The organism is Phenylobacterium sp. (genome assembly GCF_044236515.1).
GTDB lineage: Bacteria > Pseudomonadota > Alphaproteobacteria > Caulobacterales > Caulobacteraceae > Phenylobacterium.
Genome location: NZ_JBIIGK010000208.1, coordinates 1 through 4,109 on the forward strand (window position 1 = coordinate 1; position 4,109 = coordinate 4,109).

Annotated in this window: 4 protein-coding genes; all 4 read left to right on the forward strand. The window is 70.4% G+C overall.

Annotated elements, in window-relative coordinates:
• The coding region (locus tag ACILRF_RS15000) for a TIGR02587 family membrane protein (protein ID WP_395674294.1) at window positions 1–812 on the forward strand (812 nt) is incomplete at its 5' end.
• A 4-nt stretch (window positions 813–816) separates the two neighbouring features.
• Window positions 817–1,239: a hypothetical protein gene (locus ACILRF_RS15005; RefSeq protein WP_395674296.1), complete on the forward strand. Its 423-nt coding sequence runs from the start codon at window positions 817–819 to the stop codon at window positions 1,237–1,239.
• A gap of 161 nt (window positions 1,240–1,400) precedes the next feature.
• Window positions 1,401–1,994: a biliverdin-producing heme oxygenase gene (locus ACILRF_RS15010; RefSeq protein WP_395674298.1), complete on the forward strand. Its 594-nt coding sequence runs from the start codon at window positions 1,401–1,403 to the stop codon at window positions 1,992–1,994.
• Window positions 1,991–4,109 (forward strand): ATP-binding protein (locus tag ACILRF_RS15015; RefSeq protein WP_395674300.1); only part of this gene is annotated, 2,119 nt, incomplete at its 3' end. The genes ACILRF_RS15010 and ACILRF_RS15015, both read left to right, overlap by 4 nt.

Genomic DNA, 4,109 nt, shown 5'->3' on the forward strand with positions numbered 1-4,109 from the left:
CGAGCGTCACCCCCATGGAAAGCTATGGCCGCGGCCTCGCCCGGGCGACGGCGGGGGCGATCATCTTCAGCTTCCCGCTGATCATGACCATGGAGATGTGGGAGCTCGGCTTCTTCGTCGACCGCGGCCGACTGGCGCTGTTCGTGGCGGTGACGGCGACCTGCGTGTTCGGCCTGTCGATGTTCGCCGGTTTCCGGCAGTCCGACGGGCTGGCCGACGACCTGCTCGACGCCTTCGCAGCCCTCGCGGTCGGGTTCGTCACGGCGGCGGCGCTGCTGACGCTGTTCGGCCTGCTGACCCCGGACATGCCGGCCCGGGAGATCATGGGCAAGATCGCCATCCAGGGCGCGCCGGCCAGCATCGGGGCCATCGTCGCCAACAAGCAGCTCAGCGAGAACGGCAAGGCCGAGAATGCGCGCGAGCAGCGGGCCGGCTACCTCGGCCAGCTGTTCCTGATGGCGGCCGGCGCGCTGTTCCTGGCGTTCAACGTCGCGCCGACCGAGGAGATGGTGCTGATCGGCTACAAGATGAGCGCGGCGCACGCGGTGGCGACGATCGCCGCCTCGCTGCTGCTGCTGCACGCCCTGGTCTATACGGTCGGGTTCGCGGGCCAGCACGCCAACGAAGGGCACGTGGGCGCCTTCCTGCATCACACCCTGGCCGGCTACGGCATCGCAGTGGCCGTCAGCGTCTACATCCTGTGGACGTTCGGGCGGCTGGACGACGTCGGATTCGTCGAAGGCGTGCGGGCGACGGTGGTGCTGAGTTTCCCAGCCGCGCTGGGCGCCGCGGCGGCGCGTCTGCTGGTCTGAGGTCATGCCGAGAAAACCCGCCCCCAAACCGCCCGTCAAACCCACGACGATCTTCCAGCGGACCCCGGTCGCCGAATGGGTGGCGGGCGGAATTGGCCTCGTCCTGACGCTCGGGGTGATCGGGGCCTCGGTGATGGAGGCGATGATCGCCAGCGACGCGCCGCCGGACCTGAGTGTCCAGACCGGGCGGGTGACGCCGGGCGTCGCCGGTCACGTCGTCGAGATCGCGGTGCGCAACGCCAGCTTCCAGACCGCCGCCGACGTCGAGATCGAAGGACGCCTTGAGAGCGCCGCCGGCGTCGAGGAACGCAGCGTCACCTTCCCCTATGTTCCGGCCCGCGGGACGGTGCGCGGCGGTCTCGGCTTCGCCAGCGATCCGAACGACGGACGGCTCAGCTTTTCGGTCGTCGGCTACGCGGATCCGTAGAAAAACAACGGCGAAGCTTGAACTCTTGAGAAAACCGGGCGTTGAGCGCTAGGACGGGACCGGGCGGACGCCTGTGGGCCCTCTCGACGCTTGCGTCACCGCGCGAGGTCGTGTTCCTTGCCCCGCGTCGGGGGGGCTGAACAGAGAGTGTTCCGCCTGTAATGCTGCACGCCTCGGCTGATCGTTTGACCTCCGCACAATCCGATCTCGCGGCTCATCTGCGTGTGGCGACGGCGGACGCCCACCGCTCGCTCGAGGCGCGGCTGGACCTGTTGCGTCGGCCTCTCGACAGACGGCGGTTCCAGGGCGTGCTCGAACGCTTCCACGGATTCCACGTCACCTGGGAGGCGGCGATCCGCCAACGTCCGCGCATCGCCGAATTCCACGCCGAGCGTGGGCGCCTGCCGCATCTGCGGCGGGACCTGTCGGCGCTCGGCCTGACCGGGGCGGAGGTCGCGGCGCTGCCGGTCAGCGAGGCGGCGGCGGAGCTGGCGGCGGACGAGGCGACGGCGGCCGGAGCGATCTATGTGCTGGAGGGCTCGACGCTGGGCGGCCAGTTGATCTCGCGAGAGCTCGCCGAGGCGGCCTGGCTGCCGCCGGGCGGCCTCACCTATTTCGACCCCTATGGCGCGCGCACCGGCGAGATGTGGCGCGGGTTCAAGAGCTGGCTGGCGGTCGAGGCGCCGGACCCGGCGCGGACGGTGGACGGCGCGCGCCGCACCTTCCAGATGCTGGAAGGCTGGCTGACCCGATGAGCGAGACCCTGTCTCCCAAAGGGCCGCCGGCGCTCAACCTTGCCGACTGCGCGGCCGAGCCGATCCGCATCCCGGGGGGCATCCAGCCGCACGGGGCGCTGCTGGTCGTCGATCGCGAACGGCTGGTGCGGCTGCAGGCCAGCGCCAACCTGCGCGAGATCACCGGCCTGGCGCTGGAGACCGGCGAGGCGCTGACCCACCGGCCGGAAGCGGCGGTGCTGGTCGGCGAGCTGCGGCGTTGGCTGGCTGGGGACGATCCGGTGTTCCTGCGCACGGTGATGGTCGGCGATGCGCTGCAGCAGATCTTCGCACATGTCGCCGCGCAGGGCGTGGTTCTGGAATTCGAGCAGCCGCCGGCGTCCGAAGCGGAGACCCTGGAGGGACTTTATCCGCGGCTGCGGCGGTTCCTGGACGCCATCGGCCACGCCAACGACCTGCCGGTCATCGCTCAGGCGGCCGTGACGGAGGTGCGGGCGCTGACCAGCTTCAACCGGGTGATGCTCTACGCCTTCGACGAGAAGGGCGACGGCACCGTGCTGGCCGAGGACGGCGACGGCGTGCTGCCGTCGTACCGCGGGCAGCGGTTCCCGGCCTCAGACATCCCGGCCCAGGCCCGCGAGCTCTATCGCCAGAACCGCATCCGGCTGATCGCCAGCGCCGACTACACCCCATCGCCGATCGAGCCGGCGCTGAGCCCCGTGGACGGCAAGCCGCTCGACATGTCGCAGGCGGCGCTGCGCAGCGTCTCGCCGGTGCACCTCGAGTACATGCGCAACATGGGCACCGGCTCGTCGATGTCGATCTCGCTGATGGTCGAGGGGCGGCTTTGGGGCCTGATCTCCGGCCACTCGCGAGAGGCGCGGCACGTCAATTCGCAGGTCCGCACGGCCTGCGACATCCTCGGCCAGGTGCTGTCGCTGCAGATCGAGGCGCGCGAGCAGGCGGACCGGACGATCGAGCGGCTGGCGCTGAAACAGGTCGAGACCGAGCTTCTCGCCAGGCTGGCCATGGCGCCCAACTTCGAGGCCGGCCTGGTGCAGAATTCCGCGCCGTGGATCGGGCTGACCGCGGCGGCCGGGGCGGCGGTGGTGCGCGACGGCAAGGTGCTGTCGGCCGGCAGCGCGCCGCCGGACCGCGACATCCTGCGGATCGTCCAGCGGCTGGGCGCCCAGGCGCAGGACGTCGTCGCCGTCGACAGCATGGCCGAGCTGTGGCCGGAGGCGGCCGCCTTCGCCGAGCGGGCCAGCGGCCTCCTGGCGGTGTCGATCTCGCAGCTGCACTCGGACTACATCCTGTGGTTCCGGCCGGAGGTGGTGCGGACCATCGACTGGAGCGGCGACCCGAAGAAGCCGATGGAGCCGGGCGCGAACCGGCTGCACCCGCGCAAGTCGTTCGAGCTGTGGCGTGAGCAGGTGCGCCAGCGCGCCCTGCCATGGACGCCGGCCGAGGTGGACAGCGCCGCCGGCTTCCGCAACGCCATCCAGAACCTCGTGCTGCGGCGGGCCGAGGAGCGGGCGGAGCTGACCACCCGCCTGGAGGCGACGAACAAGGAGCTGGAGAGCTTCTCCTATTCGATCTCGCACGACCTGCGCGCGCCGTTCCGGCACATCGTCGGCTATGCCGAGCTGCTGGTGGACCGCGAGAAGGGGCTGGACGAGAAGTCCCGCCACTACCTGCAGAGCATCCAGGACGCGGCGCTGGCGGCCGGGCGGCTGGTCGACGACCTGCTGAATTTCTCGCAACTCGGCCGGGCGAGCCTGTCGCGCGACCGCATCGACATGGGCAAGCTGGTGGCCGAGGTCCGCCGGACCCTGGAGCACGACCTGGAGGGCCGGCAGGTCGCCTGGACGATCGGCCGCCTGCCCAACGCCTGGGGCGATGCGGCGATGATCCGGCAGGTGCTGCAGAATCTGGTTCAGAACGCGGTGAAATATTCCGCCGACCGTGACCCCGCCGAGATCACCATCACCGGCGACGAGGGGGAGGGTGTGACGAGCTTCACCGTCTCGGACAACGGCGTCGGCTTCGATCCGGCCTACTCGCACAAACTGTTCGGCGTGTTCCAGCGGCTGCATCGGGCCGAGGAATTCGAGGGCACCGGCATCGGCCTGGCGC